This window comes from Mesoterricola sediminis, from assembly GCF_030295425.1.
GTDB lineage: Bacteria > Acidobacteriota > Holophagae > Holophagales > Holophagaceae > Mesoterricola > Mesoterricola sediminis.
The window spans coordinates 878,544-904,696 of record NZ_AP027081.1; the positions used below are offsets into that span (position 1 = coordinate 878,544).

23 protein-coding genes and 1 riboswitch are annotated in these 26,153 nt (G+C 73.6%); of the genes, 2 read left to right on the top strand and 21 right to left on the bottom strand.

Going from position 1 to position 26,153, the window contains the following annotated elements:
- Positions 1-6: 6 nt before the first annotated feature.
- From nusB to R2J75_RS03835, 11 genes are all read right to left on the bottom strand, one after another.
- Complete coding sequence (gene nusB, locus R2J75_RS03785; protein ID WP_243329242.1) at positions 7-477, bottom strand: transcription antitermination factor NusB; 471 nt, start codon at positions 475-477, stop codon at positions 7-9.
- Positions 477-965, bottom strand: coding sequence for a 6,7-dimethyl-8-ribityllumazine synthase (gene ribH, locus R2J75_RS03790; protein ID WP_243329243.1), 489 nt, complete (start codon positions 963-965; stop codon positions 477-479). Before ribH ends, nusB begins: the two co-directional genes overlap by 1 nt.
- 50 nt (positions 966-1,015) lie before the next feature.
- On the bottom strand, positions 1,016-2,254 hold the full coding sequence (locus R2J75_RS03795; protein WP_243329244.1) for a hypothetical protein: 1,239 nt from the start codon (positions 2,252-2,254) through the stop codon (positions 1,016-1,018).
- 89 nt (positions 2,255-2,343) lie between these two features.
- The gene (locus R2J75_RS03800; protein WP_243329245.1) at positions 2,344-3,375 is read right to left on the bottom strand and encodes an agmatine deiminase family protein; all 1,032 of its coding nucleotides are present in this window, start codon (positions 3,373-3,375) and stop codon (positions 2,344-2,346) included.
- A gap of 7 nt (positions 3,376-3,382) precedes the next feature.
- Positions 3,383-4,285: a carbon-nitrogen hydrolase gene (locus R2J75_RS03805; RefSeq protein WP_243329246.1), complete on the bottom strand. Its 903-nt coding sequence runs from the start codon at positions 4,283-4,285 to the stop codon at positions 3,383-3,385.
- Positions 4,286-4,323: 38 nt separating this feature from the next.
- Complete coding sequence (locus R2J75_RS03810; RefSeq protein ID WP_243345690.1) at positions 4,324-5,103, bottom strand: NADH-quinone oxidoreductase subunit B family protein; 780 nt, start codon at positions 5,101-5,103, stop codon at positions 4,324-4,326.
- Positions 5,103-6,614: a hydrogenase large subunit gene (locus tag R2J75_RS03815; RefSeq protein WP_316411100.1), complete on the bottom strand. Its 1,512-nt coding sequence runs from the start codon at positions 6,612-6,614 to the stop codon at positions 5,103-5,105. The genes R2J75_RS03810 and R2J75_RS03815 overlap by 1 nt, the downstream gene beginning before the upstream one ends.
- Positions 6,611-8,044 (bottom strand): proton-conducting transporter transmembrane domain-containing protein, encoded by a 1,434-nt coding sequence (locus tag R2J75_RS03820; protein WP_316411101.1) that lies wholly within the window; start codon positions 8,042-8,044, stop codon positions 6,611-6,613. The genes R2J75_RS03815 and R2J75_RS03820 overlap by 4 nt, the downstream gene beginning before the upstream one ends.
- 3 nt (positions 8,045-8,047) lie before the next feature.
- Positions 8,048-8,683, bottom strand: coding sequence for a hypothetical protein (locus tag R2J75_RS03825; protein ID WP_243329250.1), 636 nt, complete (start codon positions 8,681-8,683; stop codon positions 8,048-8,050).
- 4 nt (positions 8,684-8,687) lie between these two features.
- Positions 8,688-9,608, bottom strand: a complete 921-nt coding sequence (locus R2J75_RS03830; RefSeq protein WP_243329251.1) for a respiratory chain complex I subunit 1 family protein — start codon at positions 9,606-9,608, stop codon at positions 8,688-8,690.
- Positions 9,605-11,551 (bottom strand): proton-conducting transporter transmembrane domain-containing protein, encoded by a 1,947-nt coding sequence (locus R2J75_RS03835; protein ID WP_243329252.1) that lies wholly within the window; start codon positions 11,549-11,551, stop codon positions 9,605-9,607. The genes R2J75_RS03830 and R2J75_RS03835 overlap by 4 nt, the downstream gene beginning before the upstream one ends.
- A gap of 169 nt (positions 11,552-11,720) precedes the next feature.
- Between R2J75_RS03835 and R2J75_RS03840 the strand changes: the two genes are divergently transcribed.
- Positions 11,721-12,695 carry a YoaK family protein gene (locus tag R2J75_RS03840; protein WP_243329253.1) on the top strand — a complete coding sequence of 325 codons (975 nt, stop codon included), beginning with the start codon at positions 11,721-11,723 and terminating at the stop codon, positions 12,693-12,695.
- 61 nt (positions 12,696-12,756) lie between these two features.
- Here R2J75_RS03840 and asd read toward each other — a convergent pair whose 3' ends face one another.
- From asd to lysC, 8 genes are read right to left on the bottom strand one after another with little or no spacing between them, the layout of a single operon-like run.
- Positions 12,757-13,812, bottom strand: coding sequence for an aspartate-semialdehyde dehydrogenase (asd, locus tag R2J75_RS03845; protein WP_316411102.1), 1,056 nt, complete (start codon positions 13,810-13,812; stop codon positions 12,757-12,759).
- Positions 13,809-14,843, bottom strand: a complete 1,035-nt coding sequence (locus tag R2J75_RS03850; RefSeq protein WP_316411103.1) for a M20 family metallopeptidase — start codon at positions 14,841-14,843, stop codon at positions 13,809-13,811. Before R2J75_RS03850 ends, asd begins: the two co-directional genes overlap by 4 nt.
- A 2-nt stretch (positions 14,844-14,845) precedes the next feature.
- Positions 14,846-15,988 carry an alanine racemase gene (locus tag R2J75_RS03855; protein WP_316411104.1) on the bottom strand — a complete coding sequence of 381 codons (1,143 nt, stop codon included), beginning with the start codon at positions 15,986-15,988 and terminating at the stop codon, positions 14,846-14,848.
- Positions 15,985-17,115: a pyridoxal phosphate-dependent aminotransferase gene (locus R2J75_RS03860; RefSeq protein ID WP_243329256.1), complete on the bottom strand. Its 1,131-nt coding sequence runs from the start codon at positions 17,113-17,115 to the stop codon at positions 15,985-15,987. Before R2J75_RS03860 ends, R2J75_RS03855 begins: the two co-directional genes overlap by 4 nt.
- Positions 17,112-17,921 (bottom strand): 2,3,4,5-tetrahydropyridine-2,6-dicarboxylate N-succinyltransferase, encoded by an 810-nt coding sequence (locus R2J75_RS03865; RefSeq protein ID WP_243329257.1) that lies wholly within the window; start codon positions 17,919-17,921, stop codon positions 17,112-17,114. Before R2J75_RS03865 ends, R2J75_RS03860 begins: the two co-directional genes overlap by 4 nt.
- A complete protein-coding gene (dapA, locus tag R2J75_RS03870) occupies positions 17,918-18,796 on the bottom strand; it encodes a 4-hydroxy-tetrahydrodipicolinate synthase (protein WP_243329258.1) in 879 nt (292 codons plus the stop codon). Before dapA ends, R2J75_RS03865 begins: the two co-directional genes overlap by 4 nt.
- A complete protein-coding gene (locus R2J75_RS03875) occupies positions 18,793-19,524 on the bottom strand; it encodes a 4-hydroxy-tetrahydrodipicolinate reductase (protein WP_243329259.1) in 732 nt (243 codons plus the stop codon). Before R2J75_RS03875 ends, dapA begins: the two co-directional genes overlap by 4 nt.
- Complete coding sequence (gene lysC, locus R2J75_RS03880) at positions 19,521-20,861, bottom strand: lysine-sensitive aspartokinase 3 (RefSeq protein WP_316411105.1); 1,341 nt, start codon at positions 20,859-20,861, stop codon at positions 19,521-19,523. Before lysC ends, R2J75_RS03875 begins: the two co-directional genes overlap by 4 nt.
- Before the next feature lie 114 nt (positions 20,862-20,975).
- Positions 20,976-21,157: riboswitch (Lysine riboswitch) on the bottom strand.
- 44 nt (positions 21,158-21,201) lie between these two features.
- On the opposite strand from lysC, the gene ybaK reads away from it, so the two are divergent.
- On the top strand, positions 21,202-21,681 hold the full coding sequence (gene ybaK / locus R2J75_RS03885) for a Cys-tRNA(Pro) deacylase (RefSeq protein WP_316411107.1): 480 nt from the start codon (positions 21,202-21,204) through the stop codon (positions 21,679-21,681).
- Positions 21,682-21,758: 77 nt separating this feature from the next.
- Here ybaK and R2J75_RS03890 read toward each other — a convergent pair whose 3' ends face one another.
- Both R2J75_RS03890 and R2J75_RS03895 read right to left on the bottom strand, forming a co-directional pair.
- A complete protein-coding gene (locus R2J75_RS03890) occupies positions 21,759-23,606 on the bottom strand; it encodes a response regulator (protein WP_316411110.1) in 1,848 nt (615 codons plus the stop codon).
- Positions 23,603-25,954, bottom strand: a complete 2,352-nt coding sequence (locus tag R2J75_RS03895) for a serine/threonine-protein kinase (protein ID WP_316411111.1) — start codon at positions 25,952-25,954, stop codon at positions 23,603-23,605. Before R2J75_RS03895 ends, R2J75_RS03890 begins: the two co-directional genes overlap by 4 nt.
- Between the last annotated feature and the right edge of the window lie 199 nt (positions 25,955-26,153).

Consider the following 26,153-nt stretch of genomic DNA (forward strand, 5'->3'; position numbering starts at 1 on the left):
CCGGCTTCACTGCTCCTCGGCGGGCTCGGCCACGGCGGCCTTGCGGCCCCGGCCCTTGGCCCCCGTCTCGTTGGGTCTGAATTCCTTGCTGGCGGCGTCCAGGATGCCGTTGACGAACTGCGTCCCTTCCTGGTCGCTGAATTCCTTGATGATCTCCAGCGCCTCGTTGATGACGATGGGGAAGGGGATCTCCTTCAGGAACATCAACTCGTAGACGCCGAGGCGCAGGAGGTTGCGGTCCACCACGGCCATGCGGTGGATCTTCCAGTGCTCGGCGAAGCGGGTCAGCGCCGCGTCGATCTCGTCCAGATGGCCGTGGACGCCGTCCACCAGGCGCCGGGCGTAGTAGAAGGCGTCCCGGTTCAGGTCCTGGATGGCGTTGAACCCCGCGAAGACCTCGTCGGGGAGGTACTCCGTGACGTCCATGGCGTAGAGCATCTGGAGGGCGTACTCGCGCCCCCGGCGGCGGACGCCCATCAGTGGCCCCCCTGGACCTTGCCGCCCATGACGTGCAGGAGGTCCACGGTCTCGAGCAGGCTCTGGGCGGCTTCCCAGCCCTTGTTGCCCATCTTGGTGCCGGCGCGGTCGATGGCCTGCTCCACCGTGTCGGTGGTCAGGACCCCGAAGATCACGGGGATGCCGGCGTCCAGGGCCACCTGGGCGGTGCCCTTGGTGACCTCGGCGGCGATCATGTCGAAGTGGGGCGTGCCGCCCCGGATCACAGCGCCCAGGACGATGACGCCGGCGTAGGCGCCGCTCTTGGCGGCCCGCTTGGCGACCAGGGGCAGCTCGAAGGCTCCGGGCACCCGGATGAGGTCGATCTGGGCCTCGCTGCCGCCGTGGCGGATGATGCAGTCGGTCGCCCCTCCGATGAGGCGGTCGACGATGAACTCGTTGAATCGTGCGGCGACCAGGGCGAACCGGTCGCCCTTTTCCACACGTAGCTGGCCCTCAAAGATCCCCATGGGAACCCCCCGAAAGGTGGTTGAACCGACTACTCTACCACAGTTCGGGCTCAGAGGTGCAGGGCCGTCGCCAGGGCGCCGGTGCCCCAGGGGACCAGGTGATCGATCTGGTCCCGGCCCAGGGTGATGCCGAAGAGGCGCCACACGGCCAGGGAGTAGACGTCGGGCAGGTAGTGCCCCCACATCTTCACGGGCAGCTCGCCCACCTCCAGGGTGGGGGACATGGCCAGCATGAGCATGTATTCGATGAGGAAGCTGGCGTTGGAGGCGATGCGGCCGGAGTAGCCCAGCCCCGCGCGCTGCTCGAGGATCCGGGCCTCGTGGATGCAGGAGCCGAACTCGCTCTCCACCAGGTCGCCGTGGGTGGTGAGGATCACTTCGGCGCGGAAGGTGCGCTCGCCGCTCTCCACGAAGTCCGGGAACTGGTCCCGGAGCTCGTCGGCGCTGAAGCCCTTGCCCGCGTGGCGCGTCCAGTCCCAGTCCCGGGCGAGGTCCACCAGCTCCCCCACGGGGGGGAGGCGCAGGTCCACCAGGAGGTTGATGTCGTTGTAGCGCCCGCGGTGCTCCTCCCGCTCCACGGCCACCACGGAGGGATGGACGAGGATGGCGCGCTCCATGGCGGCGAGCTCCTCGGGGGTGCCCACGAACTTGATGCCGATGCCGTCGTCGATGCGCAGGTCCTCGGGCTTGAACACGAGCACGCCGTCCCGGAAGGTGCGGCTCACGAGGCGCTCGGCCTGGTGGTAGTCCTGGGTCATCTCCTCCCGGGAGGAGAGGAGCTGGGAAAGGGGGATGCCGAAGGCGCGCGCCCGCTCCTGGGCCAGGGCCCGGGCCCGCTCGTTGATGGCCCCTGCCAGGCGGTCCGCGACGCGCCGGCTGCACTTCTCCGCGATGCGGCGCAGGCGCTTGATGCGGGCCATGCCGAGGATGGAGCCGTCCTCCCGCAGGCCGAGGATGACGTCCGAGGGCGTGCCGGGGAAGAAGTCCTCGGGGAAGTGCCGGTACAGGTCGAAGAGCTCCTCCTCCCGGGCCGTGGGCTCCGGCGTGCACCGCACGATGGCCTCCCGCAGCTCGTCCTTGCTGGTGAGGCGGCGGAGCGCCACCGGGCCGGGATGGATGGCCTGCTTGATGCCGGTGAGGAGGTCCCGGACCACCGGGGCCGTGATCAGGTTCTCGAAGGTCACCACCTGGGTCAGGAAGCGGCCGTCGTTCCGGTGGGGGCAATCGGCGAACCAGCGGGTGGCCAGCTCGAAGAGTTCCTTCCGGTGGGTGATGCTTGTCAAGTGCATGGGATACCCGGGATCGCCCCCCGATGTTACTCCTGTCCGGCCGACTTGGCGAAAGGAAGGGCGGCACCCCGGGGCCCGCCCCGTCCGGGTCAGGCCGGCTGCTGCTGGCTCATGCAATGCATGGCGCCGAAGCCCCAGATGAAGTCCCCGCTGTAGATGCCCACGACCTCCCGGTCGGGGAAGACCTTGGCGAGGGTGTCCAGGGCGTGGCGGTCGTGGGGGTCGTTGAAGACGGGGCAGAGGACCAGGCCGTTGGCGATGTAGAAGTTGCCGTAGCTGGCGGGAAGCCGCACGCCCCGGTAGTACAGGGGACCGGGCATGGGGAGCTCGATGACCTCCAGGGGGTGCCCGTCCGCGTCGGTGGCGGCCTTCAGGCGGCGCAGGTTCTCCGCCAGGGGCGCATGGTTGGGGTCGTCCTTGCGGGGTTCCACCACCGTGACGACGGTGCGGGGGGCCACGAAGCGGCTCAGGTCGTCCACGTGGCCGTGGGTGTCGTCGCCCTTCACGCCGTCCCCCAGCCAGATGACCTTCCGGATGCCCAGGTGCTCGGCGAAGGCCCGCTCGTACGCGTCCCGGGTCATGCCCGGGTTGCGGACCTGCACGTCGCTGAGGAGGCACTCCTCGGTGGTGAGGAGGGTGCCCCGGCCGTCGGCGTCGATGCTCCCACCCTCCAGGACGAGGGGCTGGTCGCCGCGGCGTCCGCGGATCACGGGGGCCCCGGCCACCTGGGCCATGAAGGGGGCCACCTCCCGGTCCCGCTGCCAGTTGTCGTACTTGGCCCAGGCGTTGAACGTCCAGGCCACGGCCTTCAGCCGGTCGCCGTCCTTCACGAAGGTGCAGCCGGAATCCCGCATCCAGATGCGGTCGGTGGGGCGGATGTGGAAGCGGATGTTCTCCAGGGGCGCGTGGGCGCGGGCGAGGAAGGCCTGGGCCCGGCGCTGGGCGGCCTCGTCCTGGACGAGCAGGTCCACCCGCTCGCGGCGGGCCAGGTGGCGGAGGATCTCCGCGTACACGAAGGGGATGGCGTGGAAGCGCCCGGGCCAGTCCATGCGGTTGTGGGGCCAGGCGAGCCACGTGGCCGCATGGGGCTCCCACTCCCCGGGGAAGCGAAGGTCGGTCATGGCGGCCTCAGTCGATGAAGCGGCGGGGAAGGTCCCCGTAGGCGTCGATGCGCCGGTCGCGGAAGAAGGGCCAGTTGCGGCGCACGTCCTCCAGATGGCGGAGGTCCACCTCGCCGACGAGGATCTCTTCCTTGTCGTGGCTGGCCTCGAGGAGGATGCGGCCGAAGGGGTCGGCGAGGAAGGTGCCGCCCCAGAATTCCAGGCCCTTGCCCGGCGCCGCCTGGCCCCGGATGTCGCCGGTCTCGAAGCCGCAGCGGTTCACGCCGGCCACGTAGATGCCGTTGGCCACCGCGTGGCCCCGCTGGACCGTGCGCCAGGCGTCGTGCTGGGCCTCGCCGAAGGCGGCCTTCTCATCGGGATGCCAGCCGATGGCGGTGGGGTAGAAGAGGATGCTGGCGCCCTGGAGGGCCGTGAGGCGGGCGCCCTCGGGGTACCACTGGTCCCAGCACACGAGGGTGCCCACCTTGCCGAACCGGGTGTCGTGGGCCCGGAAGCCCAGGTCGCCGGGGGTGAAGTAGAACTTCTCGTAGTAGAGGGGATCGTCGGGGATGTGCATCTTGCGGTAGATCCCGGCGATCTCGCCGTCCGCCTCCTGCACCACCATCGTGTTGTGGTAGAGGCCCGGGGCCCGGCGCTCGAAGAGGGAGGAGAGGACGACCACGCCGCGCCGGCGGGCGACCTCCCCCAGGGCCGCCGTCGCGGGGCCGGGGATGGGCTCGGCCAGGTCGAAGAGGGCGGCGTCTTCCCGCTGGCAGAAGTACTGGGTCTGGAAGAGTTCCGGTAGGCAGATCACCTGCGCGCCCCGGGCGGCGGCCTCCTCGACGAAGGCGAGGGCCTTCCGCAGGTTCTCCTCCGGCTCGGGACCGCAGGACATCTGGATGAGACCGACTTTGTAGGACGTGGGGGCCAAGGCAAACCTCGCGAAGCACTCCGAGGATAGCAGGTCGGCTACCCCCGGCCCCCGTCCCCCACCTTGTCCAGCAGGCGGAGCAGGCCGTCCAGGATGGTGAGGGGGTGGGGCGGGCACCCCGGGATGAAGAGGTCCACGGGGAGCCCCATGCCGGGCGCGCCGCAGAGCTGCTCCTCCTGGTCCAGGTAGGGGCCGCCGGAGAGGGCGCAGGCCCCCACGGCGATGACGAGCTTGGGGTCGGGGGTGGCGTCCAGGGTCTTGCGCAGGCCCGCCTCCATGTTGCGGGTGATGGGGCCGCAGATCACGACGGCGTCCGCGTGGCGGGGACTGGCCACCACCTGGATGCCGAAGCGGCCCAGGTCCCAGCCGACGGTGCCCAGCACGTTCACGTCCACCTCGCAGCCGTTGCAGCCGCCGGCGCTGACCACGCGGAGCTTGAGGCTGCGGCCGAAGAGGGCCAGGGCCCGGGCCTCCAGGGCCTCGGCGAGCGCGTACGAGGAGCCTGAGCGGACGACCAAGTCTGCGGACGTGCGCGTGGCCAGGCGGTACTCCCCGCTGAAGACGAGGGCCGTGTCCCGGGGGCAGACGTCCGTGCACTCGGTGCAGAAGAGGCAGCGGCCCAGGTCCACGGCCAGGCCCTCCTCCAGGGTGATGGCCCGGGTGGGGCAGGCCCGGGCGCAGGCGTCGCAGCCGGTGGGGCATTCCTCGGGCCGGAGGACGGGACGGCCCCGGAAGCGGTCCGGCAGGGCCGGGGCCTCCACGGGGAAGCGGTTGGTGCGGTGCCCCTGCCGGAGCCGGGAGGCCAGGATCTTGAGCATCAGAGGTCGAATCCGCAGTAGGAGAGGTTGAAGCTCTTGTTGCACAGGGGGAAGTCGGAGATGCCCTCGCCGCGCAGGGCGAGGGCGAGGCCCGGCCAGTTGCGGAAGGAGGGGTCCACCAGCTTGTGGAAGGCCACGTGGCCGGACCAGTCCGTGGCCAGGAGGTGGGTGACGGCGCCCCGCCAGCCCTCGGTGACCCCCACCGCCAGGTGCTCGGGCGGGAGGCTCGGGGGGGCCGGGACGGCGCAGGGGCCGGCGGGCAGCTCTTCCAGGGCGTCCAGGGCCCAGGCGAGGAAGGCGCAGCTGGCCTGGATCTCCCGCCAGCGCACGCGTGCACGGGCGGCCACATCGCCCAGGTCGTCGCAGGCGGGCTCGATCTCCGCATCCCCGTAGGGCCCGAAGGGGTGGTCGCGCCGCACGTCCAGGGGGATGCCGCAGGCGCGGGCCGGTGGGCCGACGAGGCCCAGATTCTCGGCGTGGGCCCGCAGGACGCGGCCCGTGCCCTCGAGCCGGGCCAGCACGGACGGGGTGGCCCACATCAGCTCCACCGCGTCCCGGGTGCCGGCCTCGGTCGCGATGAGCCGGGCGCGCAGGTCCCGGATCCGGGCCGGCTCCACGTCGAAGCGCACCCCGCCGGGGCGGAAGAGGTCCCGGCCCAGGCGGCTGCCGCAGAGGACGGCCGTCATGTTCAGCCAGTCGCCCCGGAGGCGGCCGCAGTAGCTGGCCGTGGGCAGGAAGCCCACGTCCCCGGCGATGGCGCCAAGGTCGCCGGTGTGGTTGGCCAGGCGCTCCAATTCCAGGGCCAGGCCCCGGATGAGGTTGGCCCGGACGGGCACCTGGAGGCCCGCGAGGCCCTCCATGGCCAGGCAGTAGGCCCAGGCGTGGCCGGCGGTGGTGTCGCCGGCGGCGGTTTCGATGTGCTTGAGGGTGAGGGGATGGGGGCCCCCGGGCAGGGTGCGCTCCAGGCCCCGGTGCTGGTAGCCCAGGCTGATGTCGAGGCTGACCACCGTCTCGCCCACGCACTGGAACCGGAAGTGGCCCGGCTCGATGACGCCGGCGTGGACGGGGCCCACCCCCACCTCGTGGACCTGGCGGCCCTCGATGCGGTGGAAATCCACCACGGCGGGCTCGACCGGATCCGGGCGGCCCCAGGGGTCCTCGGCGGGGGACCACGGGCGGTGGTGCCGCACGGGCCGGAACCACGGGTGCCCGAGGGCCTTCAGGCCGCGCTGCTCGCAGATCTCCCGCTCGAACAGGTGGGCCTCGGGCACGGTCGGCGTGAGGGAGGGGAAGGTCCGGGCGGGGAAGGTGGTGCGCAGGGCCTGGAAGGCCGGGCTGCCGGGGACGGTGAGGAGGGCGAAGCCGGTCATGTCCCGGGCCGCGGCGAGGCAGACGAGTTTCGCGCCGTCGGCGCAGGCGCCGGTCACGGCCTCCTGGAAGGCGGGGAAGGGCAGCCGGGGCACGGCGGCCAGGGGGAGGGCCCCGCCGTTGGGAAGGGTCGCGGGGGTCATGGCCGGCCCTCCGCCAGGGCCGCGGCCCGGGTCAGCAGGTTCATGAGGGGGCCGGGCACCCAGAGCCCCAGCACGAGGGCGAGGAGGAGGGCGCCGGCGATGGGGGCCGTGAGGCCGACGGTGTCCTGGTAGCGGGTCCGCACCGCCGCCGGGTCCGGGTCCCCCTGGAGCACGGGCAGGATGACCGAGCCCATGGCCACGAAGACGCCGGCGAGGAGGGCCAGGAAGAGGGCCCCCGCCAGGACGTGGCCGCCGCCGAGGGCCGCCGAGCCGATGCCGAAGATGGAGGTGAAGGGGGCGAAGGGCGGGGTGCCGGTCACCGCCAGGAAGCCCAGGAGGAAGAACCAGCCCGAGACCGGCAGCCGGCGGATGGCCCCCGTCATCTCCCCCAGGCTCTTGGAGGAGAAGGAGCGGACGATGTTGCCGGAGCCGAGGAAGAGGGCGCTCTTGACCAGGGCGTTGGCCGCCACGTGGAAGAGGGCGAAGAAGACGGCCTTGCCCCCGATGCCCATCCCGAAGGCGAGGATGCCCATGTGCTCCACGCTCGAATAGGCGAGGAGCCGGCGCAGGTCCCCCTGGCGGATCATGAAGGCGCAGGCCCAGGCCATGGAGAGGAGGCCCGCGGCGACGAGCAGCTCCCGGGCGAAGTCCCCCAGGCCGGCGGCGGAGACGATGGCGTACATGCGCAGGAGGGCGAGGAAGGCCATGGTGGTGCCGCCCCCGGCCAGGAGGGTGCCCACGATGCCCGGAGTCTCGCCGTAGGCGTCGGGCTTCCAGGTGTGGAGGGGGGCGAGGCCCATCTTGGTGCCGTAGCCCGCCAGCACGAGCACGAAGCCCGCCTTGAGCCAGGGCGCGGACATGGACGGGGCGTTCGCCACGAGGCGGTCCATCCAGATGGGCTCGCCCATGCCGCCCAGCTGGGCCGCGTAGGCCAGGAAGAAGGTCCCCAGCAGCGCCAGGGCCATGCCCACGCTGCAGATGAGGAGGTACTTCCAGGTGGCCTCCAGGCTGCGCCGGTTCTTGTTGTAGTAGAGGAGGGGCGTGGTGGCCAGGGCCATGGATTCCATGCCCACCCAGAGCACGCCAGGGTGCCGGGCGGTGGCCACCAGGGAGGCCATGGAGAGGAACCCGAGCATGGCCGCGCCGAAGACGCCGAAGTCCCGCTCGGTGCGGAGGGCCAGGTAGGCCGGGGCGTAGCAGGCGCAGATGGTGAAGACGGCGCTCACCACCAGGAGCATCCAGGCTCCCAGGGGATCCAGGCGGAACCAGGCGCCGGGGGAGAGGCGGTGCGCGTGGGCCACGGCCCAGAGGACGAGGCCCAGGTGGAGGAAGGCGGCCACGGGCAGCACCTTCGCGCGGTGCATGCCGGGCCGCATGGACCAGACCAGGGCCGCGGCGAGGAGGGGCACGCAGATGAGGGCGGCGATCATGGCTCAGTCCTTCAGGTGCGCCAGGCGGTGGGTGTCCTGGCTGTCGAAGGCGGTCGTGATGTGGTTGATCACGATCCCCATGACGAAGATGCCGACCACGAGGTCGAGGAGCACCCCGCTCTCCACGAGCAGGGGCATCTCCTTCACCAGCAGGAGGCTGAAGAGGTAGACGCCGTTCTCCAGCACCAGGTAGCCCACCACCTGCAGCAGGGCGCGCTTGCGGGTGGTCAGGAGCAGGAACCCGGTGAAGAGGGCCATGATCGAGGCGGGGACGAACAGGGTGCCCAGGTTCCCCGGCTGCAGGGGCAGGCGCCGCGCCAGCAGGAAGGCCAGGCCCGTGCCGGCGGCGGCCATGATGAGGGTGGCCGTGTAGCCCACGTAGGGCTCGGGCTCCCGCTCCTGGCGCATGCGGTCCTGGGCCCGGTGGAGCATGACGGGGATGAGGACGCCCTTGATGCCCGCCGTGCCCGCCGCCATGAGCAGGGCCAGGAAGGTCCAGTGGGGGTGCATGAGGAGCAGGATGAGGGCCAGCAGGAGCCCCTGGACGGCCGCGAGGCTGATGCACTTGTCGACGCGGTTGCTGGCCACCAGCATGAAGTTGATGAGCATGATCGCGGCGAGCAGGAGGTTCGGGGTCATGGGATCAGGCCTGGAGGAGGAGCAGGAGGAAACCGAAGGTGCCCGAGACCAGGGCGGCGATGAGGGCCTGGGAGACGCGCCGGAGCTTCAGCCGGGCCATGACCGACTCGGTCACGCCCACGGCGGCGGCGAGGAGGACCATGCCGCCGAGGAAGGCGGGCCAGTCGATCCACCAGGGCCCGCGCAGGGGCAGGCACAGCTTGACCACGAGGGCGCCCAGGACCCACAGCTTGAGGCTGGCGCCGTAGAGCACCAGGGCCAGGGGCGGCCCCGAGTGGTCCAGGACCATCACCTCGTGGATCATGGTCAGCTCCAGGTGGGTGTTGGGGTCGTCGAAGGGGATGCGGCAGTTCTCGACGAGGAACACGATGGCCCAGGCGGCCAGGACCAGGGCCAGGGGGCCCCCCGCCAGGCGCCAGCCCTGGCCCGCGGCCGTGAGCATGGGCCCCAGGGAGACCTGGCCCGAAAACCGGGCGAGGGCGGCCAGGCCCATGAAGAGGGCCGTTTCCGCCAGGACGGCGAAGGTGGCCTCCCGGGCGGCCCCCATGCCCTCGAAGGAGGAGCCCGTGTCCAGGGCGGACAGGATCACCAGGAAGCGGGCGGCGCCGAAGAGGTAGGCGAAGACGATGGCGTCCCCGGCGAACCCCAGGGGGGCGCGGGGACCGCCCATGGGCAGGAGGAGGGCGGCGGCCACGGGCACGGCGAGGGAGGCGGCGGGTCCGGCCAGGAAGGCCCGGGTGGTGGTGGCGCTGAACACCGGCTGTTTGCGCAGCAGCTTGGCCAGGTCGAAGTAGAGCTGGAAGACCGGCGGGCCAACCCGCCCCGCGAAGAGGGCCTTCACCTTGTTGATGAGGCCGGGCAGCAGGGGGGCCAGGGCCAGGGTGAGGCCGAGCTGGGCGAGGAGGAGCAGGAGGGTCCGGGTCATGCCAGCGTCCAGGCCAGGAGGGCCACGAGGGTGAGCACCACGTAGAGCAGGTAGATGGGGAGGTGGCCCGCCTGCAGGAAGCGGAGCCGGGAGAGGGCCCAGGCCAGGAAGGCGGCGCCGGGCTTCAGGCCCCGCTCCAGCAGCGTGTCCGGGGCCTGCATCTGGTAGCGGGCGTTGCGGGGGAAGAGCCCCTGGATGCGGGGCAGCCGCTCCACCGGCGCCAGGAGCCAGCGGAAGGCGTCCGTGAGCATCTGGGAGAAGGAGGTGGCGGTGTACTGGATGCGGGCCGTGGGCCGCGCGTAGCCGCAGTCCCAGGTCCCGGCCGTCCGCCCCGGGAGGCGCAGGGCGATGCGCCAGGCGGCCCAGGCCACGGGAAGGGCGGCGGCGGCCACGAAGGACAGGTGCCCCAGGGGCGCGAGGCTGCGCAGGGGCGGCAGGCCGGGGGCCAGGGCCTCCGCGGCCCGCTGGAGGGCGGGCGCCAGGAGCAGGGGGCAGAGACCCAGGAGTAGGCAGACGCCCAGGAGCAGGGTCATGGGGCCGGTCATGGAGGACGGTGGTTCGTGGGCCCGGAGGGCGACCTCGGTGCGGGGTTCGCCCAGGAAGACCACGCCGCAGGCGCGGGTGAAGGTGGCCAGGGCCAGGGCCCCCATGACGGCGAGCCCGGCCAGGATGGCGATGGCGCCGACCCAGCCGCCGGCCTGGAGGCTGTGGAAGGCCCCCAGGTAGAGGAGCCACTCCCCGGCGAAGGCGTTGAGGGGGGGCAGGGCGCTCAGGCCGAAGGCGCCGGCCGTGAAGCACAGGGCCGTGCGGGGCATGGCCCGGGCCAGACCGCCCAGGCGCTCCATGTCGCGGGTCCCCGTGGCGTGCAGGACCGTGCCCGCGCCCATGAAGAGCAGGGGCTTGAGGAGGGCGTGGTTCAGCAGGTGGAAGAGGGCCCCGGCGCCGCCCAGGAGGACGAGGGCGGGCAGGCCCAGGGACTTGCCCGCCAGGGCCAGGCCCAGGCCCAGGGCCACGATGCTCACGTTCTCGATGCTGGAGTAGGCCAGCATCCGCTTGAGGTCCCGCTGGGCCAGGGCGAAGGCCAGGGCCATGACGCCGGAGACGGCGCCCACGCAGGTGAGCAGGCCGCCCCACCACAGGGGGGGATCGGGGAACCAAGCAACCAGACGGATGATGCCCAGGAGGCCCATCTTGAGGAGGAGGCCGGAGAGCATGGCGGACACGTGGCTGGGGGCCGCGGTGTGGGCTCCGGGAAGCCAAACGTGCAAGGGGCCGATGCCGGCCTTGAGGGCGAAGCCGGCCAGGAGGAGCAGGAAGGCCCAGGTGCCCGCCGGGGTCGCGGCGAAGCCCGCCGGCAACGGTCCGAGGGCGAAGGAGCCCGTGGCCCGGGCGAGGAGGGAGAAGCCGGCGAAGAGGAGGAGCACCCCCGTGTGGGAGGCCACCAGGTAGACCCAGCCGGCTTCCCGCACGGCCGCATCCTGGTCGCTGGCCGTGATCATGAGGAAGCCCGTGAGGGCCATGGTCTCCCAGGCGAAGAGGAAGAGGATGGCGTTGGCGGCGGCGGTGAGGGCAATGAGGGAGCCGGCGGCGAGCCCGAAGAAGAACCGGAGCCGGGGCGCGGTGGCCGCGTGGGCCGGCCCGTCCCAGTAGCCCTCGGCGTAGCGGGACAGGCAGGCGGGAACGAGGGCGACGGGGGCGAGGACGAAGGCGCCCAGGGGATCGCCCCCCAGGGCGAGGCGGGCGCCGGGGAGGGCCCAGCCCAGGTCCAGGCGCCAGCCCTGGCCGGCGTAGAGGACGCCGCCGGAGACCGCCAGGCCGGCCAGGGCCGCCGCCGCGAGCATGCCCGTGGCGATCCGGCCGCCCTGGCGCGCCCCCAGCAGGCCCGGGACGCCCGAGAGGGTGGCCAGGAGCAGGGCACAAATGTACAGGCAGGGAAGCAGCATGGAACCGCCGAAGCCGGCCCCAGGGCCAAGCGTGAGCGCGAAGGTCCTTCCAGGGGTCGTGGACCCAGTCTATCAGGTCGGAGGCCGCGGGTTGGCGGCGGCGCCCGTTGCGCCCAGAATGGGGAATGCCCGATCGCCGCGTCCGCCGTTCTCCGTCCCGGAGGCGGCCATGAGTCCCCATCGTCCCCCGCGCCGCATCCAGCGGCCCCGGCGCTACCTGCGGGTCGCCCGGAAGCGGACGCTCCACTTCCTCCAGGGCCACCTGGACCCCCGGGAGCTGCCGGAGAACCTGGGCAAGGCCCTGGGCAAGACGCTGGACCTGCTCCCCCTGGACGCCGAACTCCTCACGCGCCAGGGCACGGACCGGAGCCAGGCCCTGAACCGCCAGCTGGCCTGGTCCATGGCCTTCATCGCCGGCGCCGTGAACGCGGGCGGCTTCCTGGCCGTGAAGACCTACACCTCCCACATGTCGGGCAACGTCTCCAAGCTCGCCGACGAGCTGGCCCTGGGCCGCATGCGCCTGGCCTGGGGGGCCGCGGAGATCATCCTCTGCTTCCTCCTGGGGGCCTTCACGGCCGGAACCCTCATCAACCTCGGCCGGCGCATGAAGTTCCGCAGCCCCTACGCCCTCAACCTCACCCTGGAGGCCGGCCTGATGCTCGTCTTCGGGCTCATGGGCGCCACCCTCAGCCACCGCCGGGAGTTCTTCCTGCCTGCCACGACGGTGCTGCTGAGCTTCATGATGGGCATGCACAACTCCGTGGTGACCTCCATCTCCAACGCCGAGGTGCGGACCTCCCACATGACCGGCAACCTCACGGATTTCGGCATCGAGCTGAGCCGCCTGGTCTATCCCAACGTCTTCCACCGCCGCGGCGTGGACCCCATCAAGGCCAACCGCAGCCGCCTCAAGCTCCACGGCCTGCTCCTGGCGAGCTTCTTCGGGGGCGGGGTGGCCGGGGCCGTGGGCTTCAAGCACGTGGGGTTCAAGGTGACGATCTTCCTCGCCCTCTTCCTCCTGGCCCTGGCGATCCGGCCCCTGGTCCGGGACCTGCGGGTCCGCCTGCGGGCCATGGGCGGCCTCCCCGACTACACCAACGCCCGCGCCCTGGCCCGGGACCTGGTCATCCGCGGCCGCCGCTGAGGCCGGCCCGGCATCGAGGGGCAGGCGCGGCTGCCGCCCGATGCCGGGGCCTTCGTTCCGTTCACGAGCAGATGGCCTTCCGGGCCACGGCCAGTTCGGCGTTGAGGATGGAGCCGCCGGCGGCGCCGCGCTCGGTGTTGTGGCCGAGGAGGGCGAACTTGATGCCCAGGACGGGGCAGGGGCGGACCCGGCCCACGTGCACGGACATGCCGCCGTCCATCTCCACGTCCCGGCGGACCTGGGGGCGGTTCTCGGCGGTGTGGACGCGCACGGCGACGGCGGGGGCGCTGGGCAGGCCCAGCTGCTGGGGCAGGGGCTTCCAGGCCGCCAGCACCTCCCGCACCTGGTCGGGGGTGGGGTCGCCCTTGAGCTTCACGCTGACGCTCTCGGAGTGGCCCTCGAGCACGGGCACCCGCCAGCAGAGGGCGGAGACCGTCATGGGATCGGAGACGGCGAGGCCGTTCTCCACCTGCCCCAGGAGGCGGCCCGTCTCGACCTCCACCTTCTCCTCCTCGTTCCGGATGTGGGGGAGGACGTTGCCCATGATGTCCAGGCTGGCCACGCCGGGGTAGCCGGCGCCGCTCACGGCCTGCATGGAGGTCATGAGGACCGTCTCCACGCCGAAGGCCTCGTGGAGGGGCGCCAGGGCCATGACGAGGACGGTGGTGGTGCAGTTGGGGTTGGTGAGGATGGAGCCCTTCCAGCCGCGCCGCTGGCGCTGGGTGGGGAGAAGGGCCAGGTGGCCGGGGTTCACCTCGGGCACCAGGAGGGGCACGTCCAGGTCCATGCGGTAGGTGGCGGCGTTGCTGAAGACGTGGACGCCGGCCGCGGCGAAGGCGGGCTCGATGTCCTTGGCGGGACCGCTGTCCAGGGCGCTGAACGCCACGGCGCAGGCGGCCTTCTCCGGCTCGGAGGGGAGCAGGACGCGGTCGCCGAGACCCCCGTAGGGCTCGCCGTCCAGGCGCCATTCGCAGGCCTCCCGGTAGGTCTTGCCGGCGCTGCGGTCGCTCGCGGTGAGGGCGGCGATCTCGAACATGGGGTGATCGGCGAGGCGGCGCACGAAGCGCTGCCCCACCACGCCGGTGGCGCCGAGGACTGCGACGGGAATCCTGCTCATGGGTGCTCCTGGAGGAAATGCAGGGCGAGGCGGAGGTTCAGGTCCGCGCCGGCCCCTAGGTCGGTGAAGGTCAGATGTTCGTCGGCCGTGTGGGCCACGGTGATGGAGCCCGGGCCCGCGAGCGCCACGGCGCCGGTGGGGGCCAGGGCCCGGAGGACGGGGGCGTCGGACCCGAAGGGCACCGGCGCCATGGGGAAGCCGGGCAGGGCCGGGAAGAGGCAGGGGGCCTCGTCCACCTGCACCTCCACCTCGGAGCCCGCCGGGCCCAGGGCGGCGACGGCCTCGGCGAAGGCCGAGCCGGGCACGGTGCGGATGTTGAGGAGGGCTTCGGCGCGGTCGGGCACGATGTTGACGGCCTCGCCGCCCCGGATGACGCCCAGGTTCCAGACCTCGGGGCCCAGGTCGGGGTGCCGGCCCGGGGCCAGGGCGCGGATCCCGCCGATCCAGTCCACCAGGTCCAGCACGGCGCTGTGGCCCCGCTCGGGGCTGCCGCCGTGGGCGGCCCGGCCCCGGCAGCCCAGGCGCAGGTTCCGGACGCCCCGCTGGCCCGCGGCCACCTGGAGCTCCGTGGGCTCGCCGTTGATGACGGCCCGGCAGGACGGGAAGCGGTCCTGCCAGTCCCGGAGGGCCTGCTGGGCGCCGACGCTGTCCGTCTCCTCCCCGGCCACGCCCAGCCAGGCCACGCCCCGGTCGCGGAGGCGGGCGGCGGCCAGGAGCTGGGCCACGATCTGGCCCTTGGCGTCGCAGGCGCCCCGGCCGTGGAGGGCCCCCGCTTCGCGCCGGGGGGGGATGAAGGGGGGCACCGTGTCCAGGTGGGTGCTGAAGAGGATGCGGGGCTCCCCCCAGGTGGCGAGGACGTTGCACCGCCCCGGCGCGAAGGGGGCCACGTCCACCCGGGCGCCCAGGGCCTCGAGGAGGGGCCGGAGCACCGGGAGCAGGGCGGCCTCCTGGCCCGTGGTGGTGTCCACGGCGCAGAGGGCCTCCAGGACGAGATCCGGCTGGGCCAGGGGATCGACAGGTCGAACGTCCATCCTCAAGCTTCCCACACTTCCCGGGGAACGGGATGGGACAGGAAGGGGGCCATGGCCTCGGTGAAGCCGTAGGCGCCCGCCATGCCCAGGGCCACGAGGTCACCCGGGACCAGCTCCGGCAGCGCCACGTCGCCCAGGCGGTCCAGGCTGGTGCACAGGGGCCCGGCGAGGGTGGCGGGGCGCAGGGGGCCGGACTTGCCGACGGCCCGGGCGGGAAAGGGCTGGCCGGTGAGGAGGGGCCGGAGCAGGTGATTGACGCCCCCCTCCAGGATCGCGAAGCGCACCCCGCGGCTCTCCTTCACCCGGGTGACCCGGGCCAGGTAGACGCCCGCCGGGCCCGCGAGATAGCGGCCCGGCTCCAGCACGAGCTGGCCCGTGAACCAGGGGTGGGCCCCCAGGAGGGTCTCCAGGCCCCGGCCCAGGGCCTCCACGTCCAGCTCCGCCTCGCCCTCGGCGTAGGGGATCCCCAGGCCTCCGCCCAGGTCCACCTGTTCCAGGGGGACGCCGAGCCGCGCCTGCAGGTCCCGGGCCATGGCCAGGACGTGGGCGTGGGTGGCCAGGAGGCGGGAGGCGTCCCGCTCGTTGCTGGCCGCGAACACGTGCAGGCCGCGGATGGCCACGCGCCGCAGGCCCTGGGCCCGCGCGAGCAGGGCGGGCAGGTCCTCCTCGTCCACCCCGAAGGCGGAGGGCCCGGTGCCGCCGATGATGCGGCTGGCCTCCTCCACCCCGGCGGCGGGGTGCACCCGCAGGTTCACGGCCACGGGGCCCGTGGCGAAGCGCTCCAGGCGCTCCAGGTCCTCCCAGCCCTCGGCCTGGATGCGGACGCCCAGCTCCAGGGCCAGGCGCAGCTCCTCATCCCGCTTGCCGGGCCCGGCGTAGAAGATGCGGCCCGGGGCCAGGTCCCGCACCCGGGCCAGCTCCCCGGCCGAGGCGCAGTCGAAGGCCGCGCCCAGGGCCGCGAAACGGGCCAGGAGTTCGGGGTGGGGATTGGCCTTCACCGCGTAGGCGAGGCGGACCCGGGCCGGCAGGGCGGCCCGGAGCCGCCGGTACTGGGCCTCGGCCGCGCCGAGGCTGTAGGCGAAGAGCGGCGTGCCCCCCTCCGCGAGGCGGAGCAGGGCGGCGTCGTCCAGGCTGAAGAGGTTCATGCGGTCCTCCAGAAGGGCGCGAGGCGCGCCACGCCTTCCCGGATGCGCCCGGGGTCGCCCGCGTAGCTGATGCGGACGTGGCCGCGCCCCCGTTCCCCGAAGGCGTGGCCGGGCACGACGATGACCCGGCCCTCGTCCCGGAGGCGGAGGCAGAAGGCCATGGGATCGGCGCCCGGCGGCAGGGGCTGCCAGTGGTAGAAGCCTCCGGCGCCCGGCGCGGGGGCCGCGCCGAAGGCCTCCGCCCAGGCGCCGGAGAAGGCCTCCCACCGGACCTGGAGGTGGGCCCGGGCCTCCGCGAGCACGGCGCCGGAGGCCCGGAGCAGGGCCAGGGCGGCCAGCTGGGACGTGCGGGCCGGCGCGGTGACCATGTAGGCGTGGACGAGCCGGGCCGGCGCCAGCAGCTCGGGCGCGCCGAGGGCCCAGCCCACCCGCAGGCCGGGGGCCCCCCAGGCCTTGCTGACGGAGCCCAGGACGACGCCCCCCGCCGTCACGTCCCGCAGGCCCGGGGCGCGCGGCCCCAGGTGCAGGTCCCGGTAGACCTCGTCCGAGACGAGGAGGACGCCCCGGGCTTCGCAGGCGGCGGCGACCGCGGCCAGGGCCTCCCGGGAGGCGCCGGCCCCGGTGGGGTTGCCGGGGTGGTTGACGAGGGCGAGCCGGGCCCGGGGGGCGCGGTCCAGGGCCTCCGCGAAGGCGCCGGGGTCCAGCGAGAAGTCCGGGGCGAGGGCGTAGGGGACGGGGACGGCCCCGGCCATCCGCGCGAGGGCGGGGTAGGCCAGGAAGCCCGGATCGGGGACGAGCACCTCGTCCCCGGGGCCCGCCCAGGCCTGGACGAGGGCGAAGAGGGCGCCCTGGCTCCCGCAGGCCAGGAGCACGCGGGCCGCGGGCTCGCCGTGGAAGGCCCCGACGGCCTCCTGGAGTTCGGGAAGGCCCGCGTTGGGGCCGTAGGCGCAGGGTCCCGCCACCGAGGCCAGGGCCTCGGCGGCCGGGGCCGGCAGGTCCCAGCCCGGCTCCCCCAGGCCCATGGGGACGGCGTCGGCGGGGGCGCCCTCCGCGATGGCGCGGATGGGGCTGGGCCGGAGGTGGGAGAGCCGGTCGGCGGGGGCCGGTCCGGCGCCGGTCCCGCTCATCGCAGGGCCTCCTCGAGGGCCGTGGCGGCGTCGGTGCGCGCGTCGCGGTACTTGACGATGCAGGGCGCGCTCACGCAGAGGCGGCGGTTGAGGGCGAAGGCCCCGGGCCCGGGCCGGGAGCCGGGGACCACGACGGCGCCCTCGGGCACCACGCGGCTCAGCTCCCGCTCGTTCACCAGGTCGAAGATCCGGGTGGAGGCCGTGAGGAGGACCCCGGGGGCCAGGACGGCCCGGCGGGAGACGACCACCCCCTCGAAGAGGCCGCAGAGGCCGCCCACGAAGGCCTCGTCCTCCACCACCACGGGGAGGGCCCCCGCCGGTTCGAGGACGCCGCCCACCTGGACGCCGGCGGACAGGTGGACGCGCTTGCCCACCTGGGCGCAGCTGCCCACCAGGGCGTGGCTGTCCACCATGCTGCCCTCGTCCACGAAGGCCCCCACGTTGACGTAGGCGGGGGGCATGATCACCACCCCCTTGGCCACGTGGGCGCCTCGCCGCACGGCGGATCCGCCGGGCACGAGCCGGACGCCGTCCTCCAGGGCGAGGGCGCGGGGCGGGAAGGCCTCGCGGTCGAAGCTGGGCCCGGGCCAGCCGGGGATCTCCCGGGTGGCGGAAACGCGGAAGCCGGCGAGGATGGCGGTCTTGACCCAGGGGTTGGCCCGCCAGGTCCCGTCCTCGGATCGTTCGGCCGCACGGACCGTTCCGGCCTCCAGGGCATCCAGGAAGGCGGGGAAGACCCCGGGGAGGTCCGGGTCGGCCAGGATCGCCTCCAGGGGCCGGTCATAGAAGGCGCGCAGGCCGGTCACGCGGCACCTCCCGCGGGCAGCAGGCTGGCCAGCCGATCCCGGGTGGCCTGGGAGGCGGACGTGAGGGGGAGGCGAAGGGTGCTGCCGCAGAGGCCCAGGCGCTCGAGGGCCGCCTTGAGGGGGATGGGGTTGCTCTCCGCGAAGAGGGCGTCCATGAGGGGGAGGAGGGCCTGGTGGAGGGCGATGGCCTCGGCGCGGCGCCCCTCGAGGGCGGCCCGGACGAGGGCGGCGGTCTCCCGCGGCACGGCGTTGCCGAGCACGCTCACCAGGCCCGAGGCGCCCACGGCGATGGAGGGGAGGGCCAGGTTGTCGTCGCCGGAGAGGAGGATCTTCCCCGGCGGCAGGGTGCGGGCGATCTCGGCGATCTGGGCCAGGTTGCCGCTGGACTCCTTCACGGCGGCCACCTGGGGGTTCTCCCAGAGGCCCGCGAGGGCGGCCGGGGTCAGGTTGAGCCCCGTCCGGCCCGGCACGTTGTAGGCGATGAGGGGCAGGCCGGGGGCGGCCCAGGCCACGGCCTCGTAGTGGGCCCGGAGGCCTTCGGGGGTGGGCTTGTTGTAGTAGGGCGTCACCACGAGGGCGCCCCGGGCGCCCTGGGCCTGGGCGCGGCGGGTCCACTCGGCTGTCTGTCGGGTGGCGTTGGAGCCGGTGCCCACGACGACGCCCATGGGGCCCGCCGACTCCAGGCAGGCCTCCACCAGCGCGTCCCGCTCGGGGTCGAGGATGGTGGCGGCCTCGCCGGTGGATCCGAGGACGACGACGCCGTCGGCGCCGCCGGCGGCCACGTGGCGCACCAGGCGCCGGAAGGCGGGGAGATCGACGTCCCCGGTGGAGGTGAAGGGGGTGGCGAGGGCCACCCAGAGGCCGGTGAAGGTCATGACAGGTCTCCGAAGAGGGGGTCGAGGGTTTCGGCCGCGCAGGCGTCGAAGGTGTGGAGCCCCTTCCGCCCCTTCAGCCAGCGCGCCGCGCGGAGGGCGCCCTGGGCGAAGACCAGGCGGCTCCGGGCCTGGTGGGTGAGGGTGAGGGTCTCCGCGGGGCCGTCCAGGCCCACGGTGTGGGTGCCGAACTCGGCGCCGGCGCGGAGGACGGCGAGGCTGAGCTGGTGGGGGGCGGCCGTCCCCGAGGTGGTCTCCGTCTTGCGGGGGCAGCCTTCCATGAGGGCGGCCGCGAGGCGGCGCGCGGTGCCGCTGGGCGCGTCGGCCTTGAGGCGGTGGTGATGGTCGAGGAGGTAGGGGTCCAGCTCCGGATCCAGGGCCGCGAAGCGCCCCAGGACCTTGGCGAGGCGGGCCATGAGGGCCACGGCCAGGCTGAAGTTGGGGGCCGTGAGCACGCCGATGCGGTCCCCGACCCGGGCCGCCAGGTCCGGGAGCTCCCAGCCCGTGGCGCCGATGACGAGGCCGCTGCCCGTGGCCAGGGCCCATTCCAGGTGCGCGGGCACGGCCGCGGCGGTGCTGGCGTCCAGGGCCACGTCCACCGGGGGCGGGTCGGCGGGGCCGTCCACGGTCCAGACCACCTCCAGGTCCGGCGCGGCGGCCGCCGCCTGGGCGATGGCGGCGCCGAGGCGCCCCTGGCCGAAGATGCCGATCGTCGTTCGGACCGCGCTCATGCCAGCCCCCCTTCGATGAGGGCGCCGTGGAGGCGCTTCACGGCCTCCTTCGCGTCCTCCTGCCGGACCACGATGCTGAGGTTGATCTCGTTGGCGCCCATGCTGATCATCTCCACGTTCACGTCCCGGAGCGCCCCGAAGGCCAGGCCCGTGATGCCCGCGGTGTGCTTGAGGCGCTCCCCCACGACCGCCACGATGGCGCGGCCCGTCGCGATGCCCACGGTGGCGAAGGTCTCCAGGTCCGCCACGAGCGGCCCGAGCGGGGCGTCCCCCTCCACCGTGAGGGAGACGCTCACCTCGGCGGTGGAGATGAGGTCCACGCTCACCTTGTGGCGGGCGAAGACGTCGAAGAGCTTGGCGAGGAAGCCGCTCTGGTTGAGCATGCGCGCCGAGGCCACGGTCAGGACCGAGACGGGCCCCCGGTGGGCCAGGGCGGTGACGGGGCGGCCCGTGCGCACCTCGGCGGTGATGGTGGTGAAGCGCCCCTGGGGGCGCCGGGCGTGGCGCACCGTCACCGGGATGCCCTTCTCCACCGCCGGCTGGATGGTGGCGGGGTGGAGCACCTTGGCGCCGAAGGCGGCCAGCTCCGCGGCCTCCGCGAACCCCAGCTCGGCGATGGGCTGGGCCGCCGTGACGATGCGGGGGTCGGCGGTGAGCACCCCCTCCACGTCGGTCCAGATCTGGATGTCCTCCGCCCCGAGGGCGGCCCCGAAGAGGGCGGCGCTGAAGTCGCTGCCGCCCCGGCCGAGGGTCGTGGTGAGGCCCTGGGGCGTGGCGCCGATGTAGCCCTGGGTGACGACGATGCGGCCCGGGCCCAGCTGGGGGGCCAGGAGCTCGGCACAGCGCGCCTCCAGGTCCGGCAGGGGGCGGGCGCAGCCGAAGACGGCGTCCGTGTGCAGGACGGTCCTGGCGTCCACCCAGGCCGCCCCGGCGAAGGCGGCGAAGATCCGGGTGCTGAGCCGCTCCCCGAGGCTGGCGATGGCGTCCATGCTGCGGGGCGAGAGCTCCCGGAGGAGGGCCACGCCCCGGAGGAGGAGGTCCAGTTCGCGGCCGAGGTCGTCCAGGGCGGCCTGGAGGCTGGCGGGGACCCCCGCGGGCAGCAGGTCCTGGGCGATGCCCCGGTGCCGGTCCAGCAGGGCGGCGTGGAGCTCCAGGGCCCCGGCCAGGTCACCCTGCTCGGCGCGGGTGGCGGCCTCGAAGAGGGCGTCGGTGGTCCGGGCCGTGGCCGACAGGACGATGAGGGGGGCGCGGTCCGCCGCCGCGCGGGCCAGGGCGGCCACCTCCCGCATGGCCGAAGCGTCCTGGACGGAGGTGCCGCCGAACTTCATGACGATCATCGGGCACCTCCGGGAAGGGCCTGGTCGTTCCTTGGGGTGGGGTGGGTTTCCATAGGGCTCTCCATGCATCCGGATGAAGACCCTTGACCCCTTCCCGGCCAGCCGGCCGGGTCGTCGTCCTCAGGCACTCCGTGGAGGGGTCGCCTCCACGACAGCCGCCGGGTATTAGCCCGTACGTCCAGGGGTTGGCGCAAATGGGGCGCTTCCCCTTCGGCGATCCTCCCCTTTCGGGCGAGATCACCGGGGCCATCCCCCTCCCTCGCCGTACTGATGGGGATCGCTCCTCCATCGGTCCGACCACGGTGGCACATTTCCGGGCGGCATGCAACATACTTGAAGCATGTCCAAGGCCCCCTCCACCGCCGCCACCCGCCTTTTGAAGGAGCGCAAGATCCCCTATGCGGAGCACTTGTACCCCTACGAAGACCACGGGGGCACGGCCGTGGCGGCCCGGACCCTGGGCGTCGACGAGCACGCTGTCATCAAGACCCTGATCCTGGAGGACGAGGGGGGCAAGCCCCTGGTCGTCCTCATGCACGGCGACCGGGAGGTGAGCACGAAGGCTCTCGCCCGGCAAATCGGCTGCAAAACCGTGCAGATCTGCAAGCCGGAGGTGGCCCAGAAGCACTCGGGCTACCTGGTGGGAGGCACCAGCCCCCTGGGCACCCGGAAGGCCATGCCCGTCTACGTGGAAGCCTCGATCCTCGCCCTGGACCGGGCCTGGATCAACGGCGGGAGCCGGGGTTTCCTCGTGGGCGTCGCCCCCGCGGACCTGGCGCAGGTCCTGCCCCTCGTCCGGGTCGAAGCGGCCCTCGCGTAGGCGAGGGCGGGGTGAACCTCCGGGCGCTCCGTCGTGGCGGGGCGGCCAGGACCGGACGCCCCATCCCGGACGCGGCGTCAGGCCAGGGCCGGCAGGAGGATGCGCACCGCCGTACCGCCCTCGGGGGGGCAGTCCAACTGCAGGGAGCCCCCATGGGCCAGGGCGGTCTCCCGGGCCCGGGTGAGGCCGAGGCCACCGCGCTGGGCGTCGGGGCCGGTGGTGAAGAAGGGCTCCAGGACCCGCTCCCGGAGGGCCGGGGGAATGCCGGGGCCCTCGTCCTGCACCTCGAGGATCACCCGGGTGCGCATGGGGCCGGGCAAGCTTCCGGGCCGGTGGGCCCGGGGGAAGAGGAGGCGGGTGGCGAGGCGGATGGGGCCCCGTCCCCCCATGGCCTCCCGGGCGTTCTCCACGAGGGCCCCCAGGGCCGCGCGCATCTGGGCCGGGTCCAGGGCGACGGGCGGCAGGTTGCCGGCGGGCTGGAAGCTCACGGGGCACTCCGGCCCGGCCAGGATCCGGGCCATGGGCAGGAACCGCTCCATGAACAGATCGGGATCCAGAGGCTGGGCGGCGGGCAGGTCCTGGGCGGCCAGGTCCCGGGCCTGGGCGAGGGTGGCGGCCGCGGTCTCGAGCAGGTTCGTGGCCCGGTCCAGGGCGGCGGGTTCGGCCTTGCCGCTCCGCAGCTCCCGGAGGGCCTCCAGGGCATCCTGGAGGGGGCCGAGGGTACGCCAGGCGAGGGCCTGGGTGGCGAGGCGGGCGCCGGCCATCTGGCGGCGCTCCAGCTCCCGGTCCCGGCGCCAGGCCTCCTCGACGATCTCCTGGATGGAGCCCCGGTAGCCCTCCATGCCGCGATCCACGCTCCACCGGGTCCAGACCCAGCTCCCGTCCCGGCGCCGCATGCGGGCGCTGAACCCCACGTTGAGGCTGCGCTCCAGGGCCTCCTGGAAGAAGCGCACGTCGTCGGGGTGGAGGAGGGCCACCAGGTCCGCCAGGTCCTCGGGCGCCTTCTCCAGGCCGAGGATGCCCGGGCCGGCGTCGGGCATGATCACCCGCTCCCCCTGCAGCACCCAGGGCACGATGCGGGCCGCCAGGGCCGCCGCGGTGAAGGCGGAGCGGCCTCCGCCGACGCCCTTCAGCAGCTCCTGGGGGGTCTCCCGGGGCGCGGCCTCCTGGAAGCTGAGCACGCGGCCCACGGTCTCCGGGCCGATCTTGTGGGGCCGGCTGGATTCGCGGATGGTGCGGTTCCCGGGCAGGGCCAGGACGCCGCCGGCCTCCCGATCCGACTGGTTCTTGAGCAGGCGGACCTCCTCCAGCAGGGCGCTGGCGTCGCCGAACTGGCCGTCCAGGTACTGCACCACCCCGTCCAGCTGCATGGGGGCCATGACGAACTCGGGGATGCCGCACATGGACAGGAACTTGCGGTTGTAGGCCGAGATCCGGCCCGCGAGGTCGACGACGAGGATGCCCTCGGAGGTGCTCTCCAGGGCCGCCCGCAGGAGGGCCGCGACCCGCGCGTGGGAGGCCTCGGCCGCCTTGCGCGCGGCGGCCTCCCGCGCCTCCTCCAGGGCCCGGCTCACGACGGGGGCCAGGCGCGGCAGGTTGGTCTTGAGCACGTAGTCGGTGGCGCCCCGGCGGAGGCACTCCACGGCCCGCTCGTCGCCGATGTGGCCCGACAGGAAGATGAAGGGCAGGTCGGGGGCCGTGCGGCGCGCGATCTCCAGCGCCTCGTCCCCGCCGATGTCCGGCAGGCTGTAGTCCACCAGGAGGACGTCGTAGTTCCAGGGGTCCTGGAGGGCGGAAAGGTAGGCGTCCCGCCCATTCACCCAGGCCAGGTCGCAGTCGACATAATCGGAGGCCAGCGTGGCCTTCACCAGCTCCACGTCCAGGGGCTGGTCCTCCAGGTACAGGATGCGGGTGGGCCGGTTCATGGCGTCCCTCCAGAGAGACCGCCCAGGCGGGAGGCGATGGCGGGGTCCTGGGGACCCCGCAGGGCCGCGCGCGCGAAAACGCGGGCGGCAGGCAGGAGGCTCTGGCGGCGGCCGGGTTCGCGCTCCATGCGCCGCAGGAGGGCGAGGGCCTTGACCGCGCTGGGGCCCGGGGCCGCGGGGAAGGCGCGCAGGGCCTCGCCGGCGGCGGCCTCCGCGGCGTCCAGGCTGGGGCGGTCGTCCAGGCCCTGGGCCCGTTCATAGTCGGCCCGGGCCAGCCAGAGGCGGGCTTCCGATTCCCGGTCCCGCCAGCTGTTCCGGGCCTGCTTCAACCGCTCCAGGCCGTCCTCCAGGGTCGGGCGGGGATCCCGGCCCTGGCCGGCCTCCAGGCTCGCCTTGAGCAGGAGGGCCCCGGTCAGGTGGTCCCTCAGGAAGAAGGGCCCGGATTCGGCGGTGCGCAGGGCCTCCACGAGGGGCGGCCAGGGATCGCGGCCCCGGCGCACGGCGAACTGGGCCTGGGTGAGGTGGAGCAGCATGCGCTGGGCCCGGGTGCGGGGGCGGCCGTCCTCCTTCATCCGGGTGTCCGCATAGGCGAGGGCCGCCTCGACTTCGGGGCCCGGGTCCTCGCCGCGCAGGAGGAGCCGCCGCGCCTGGAGGACGTGGCCCGCCAGGAAATCCTCCTGCAGGTCCGGGTCGGAGGGGTCCAGGCGGAGCCCCTGGTGGACCCAGCCGTGGATGAGGGCGAGGCCCTCGTCGGTGGGTCGCCCCTCCTCCAGGAGGAATTCGGTTTGGGCCAGGGCGGCCCGGGCGAGGGCATGGCTGTACTTGGCACCGCTGGGCCAGCTGGCGGCGCTCTGCCGGGCCAGGGCTACCGCCTGGGCGAAGGCCTCCCCGGCGCCGTCCGGATCCCCCGCCCGGTACCGTTGGCGCCCCAGGGCGCAGAACAGGTGGGACGCCCAGCCCTGCGGCGCCCGGATCGCTCCGTCGGGGATCAACGGCAGGGTCTGGACGGCCGCCGCCAGGTCCCGCTGCTCCGCGTGGCGGATCAGGGTCCGCAGGGGATCCAGGGAGCTGACCGGCACGGGCTCGTCCGCCGGAACCAGCCCCGGGGCCGCGGCGTCCAGCCCCTCAAGGAGGGCGCCCAGGCGGGCCTCGTTCACTTGCCGCTGGAAGGCCTCATCCATATCGCCGGGCCGCCGGGCCTGCTGGAAGGCCTGGGCCGCGCCGCGGTAATCCCCCAGCGCCATCCGGTACCGGCCCACGGCGTACCACCCCGCCCGCAGGAAGGGGTCCCTGGCGCCGGGCATGCGGCGCAGGAGCGCCTCCAGGCGCGCCTTCACGTGGGCCCGGGCGGGTCGCATGTCATGGGGGGGCAGGGCCTCCTCGGCGTGGAAGGCGTCGACGGCCCCCTCCATCTCCCGGAGCGTCGTCACGCTCTGATCGTGGGCGGCGAGGAGGGCGCGGCGGTCCGCCCAGTGGAGGGCCGCGGCCACGGTCGTGACGGCCAGGAGGGTGGAGGCGGCCGCGGCCAGGACGATCCGCCCATGGCGGGGCAGGCGGGACAAACCGGGCCGCCGGTTGGGTACCCAGGCCTGGACCGGCTCCCGGTGCTGGAAACGCCACAGGTCCTCGGCCAGGGCGGCGGCCGTGGGGTAGCGCCGGGCGGGGTCCCGGGCGAGGCAGGTGCGCAGGATGAGCTCCAGGTCCCGGGGCAGCCCGGTCTTCGTCCGGCGGGAGTCCCGGAGGCCCGGCGGGGGTGGGGGCACGCCGACGAGGCAATAGTAGAGGGTGCCCCCGAGGGCGTACACATCCGTGGGCGGGCCGACCTGCTCCCGGGCCCCTTCCAGCTGCTCCGGGGCCATGTAGGCGGGGGTGCCGAGAACGGTCTGGCTCTGGGTCAGGGCCGGCTCGTCCATGGACACGGCCAGGCCGAAGTCGCAGATGTAGGGGATCCATCGCCCGTCCGCATGGCGTTCCAGGAGGATGTTGGAGGGCTTCAGGTCCCGGTGGATCAGGTGGACGCGGTGGGCCGCGTGGACCGCCTCGGCCACCTGGGCGAGGATCCCCACGACCTCCGGGACGCTCAGCTGGCGAGCCACCTGTTCCAGGTTCGGGCCCCGGATGAGCTGCATGGCGATGCGCAGGTTGGCGTCCGACGACTCGATGTCGTAGATCCTGCAGATGTTGGGGTGGACGACCCGGGCCTGGATCTGGGCCTCGTGGACGAAGCGGATCATGGCCGTGGGGTCCAGGTCCCGCAGGTTCTTCAGGGCCACCGTCCGGCAGAGGACCACGTCCCAGGCCTCCAGCACTTCGCCCATCCCCCCCTTGCCGAGCAGGGGGCCCCGCACGTAGCGGCCCTCCCGGGGCAACTCAGGGCGAAGCCAGGGGGGCTGATTCGGCGTCCGGGACATTCCGTGTGGGGACCTCAGGCCGGGCAAAGGGTGTAAAGACGTGTTTACGGTCCAACTATACTGCCGATCCAGGCGTTCGAATATAAATTACTTTTGAAGTCGACTCGGAAAATGTCGACGCCCGGGTAAACAATCG